Origin of the sequence: Staphylococcus sp. GDY8P120P, from assembly GCF_017892065.1 — a bacterium.
Classification (GTDB): Bacteria; Bacillota; Bacilli; order Staphylococcales; family Staphylococcaceae; genus Staphylococcus; species Staphylococcus nepalensis.
Map to the genome: position 1 here is coordinate 1 of NZ_JAESKI010000059.1, position 852 is coordinate 852.

Genomic DNA, 852 nt, shown 5'->3' on the forward strand with positions numbered 1-852 from the left:
GAATTCTATTAAATACGTACCAAGTAAAGACTATAAAGCTTTTACTTCTTCTTTAAGAAAGGTTTATGGGGCAACATCACTTAAAGCTTGTCATACTGCTTTTGAAGCATTTAAACAACAATGGTCTCAATATCCTGTAGCGGTTGATGTTTGGAAACGTAACTTCACTCACGTTGAACAGCTGTTTGATTATGGTAGTAATATTCGTAAAATCATATATACAACTAACGCGGTAGAAAGTATTCATTCTAGTTACCGAAAGGTTACAAAAAAAGGTGCATTCCCAAATGAGAATGCACTCTTAAAATTACTCTTTATTCGAACGAAAGAACTTCAAAAGAAATGGTCCACTGGTTACATTCCAAACTGGTCTATGGTTATGAACCAGCTTCTTTTATATGATCAAATTAAAGATAGAGTTATTAAGTATCTTGAATAACTTACACACTTAATTTGACAAAGCCGTACGACGAGTATGGTTGCTATAAACCATTTATTTTGAGCGTCTTTCATATTACTAATGTTGGCGCTAATTTTTTGATCTACTAAATTGATAATATCTTCTTTTAATGATTCAGATTCTATCATTCTTTGATGACTTTCACTTTTAATATCATTCTTCAATTCGTTTTTTACTTCTCTTAAAGAGCTTTCTATTAAATCAAATCTTGTGTTCATATGTTTTTCTAGCATTTGAAATTCTGCTATAGTTACGTAGTCATTATTCATATATCACACCTCACTTTATATAAATCTACTATGAATGGTTTTATCGTTTTCAGTTTAAATTACATTAAATATTTTTTCACTTCCATATTATACATATATATTATACTACAATTTTGTATTGTT

General features: G+C 29.3%; 2 protein-coding genes. One reads left to right on the forward strand and one right to left on the reverse strand.

Going from position 1 to position 852, the window contains the following annotated elements; genetic code table 11:
- Positions 1–439 (forward strand): transposase (locus tag KA900_RS14630; RefSeq protein WP_210139788.1); only part of this gene is annotated, 439 nt, incomplete at its 5' end.
- Here KA900_RS14630 and KA900_RS14635 read toward each other — a convergent pair.
- The gene (locus KA900_RS14635; RefSeq protein ID WP_210139789.1) at positions 403–729 is read right to left on the reverse strand and encodes a hypothetical protein; all 327 of its coding nucleotides are present in this window, start codon (positions 727–729) and stop codon (positions 403–405) included. The genes KA900_RS14630 and KA900_RS14635 overlap by 37 nt on opposite strands.
- Positions 730–852: the final 123 nt, after the last annotated feature.

What these genes read in the sequence shown, in the direction of transcription:
- KA900_RS14635 (WP_210139789.1), bottom strand. Translation starts at nt 729, where the DNA reads ATGAATAATGACTACGTAACTATAGCAGAATTTCAAATGCTAGAAAAA.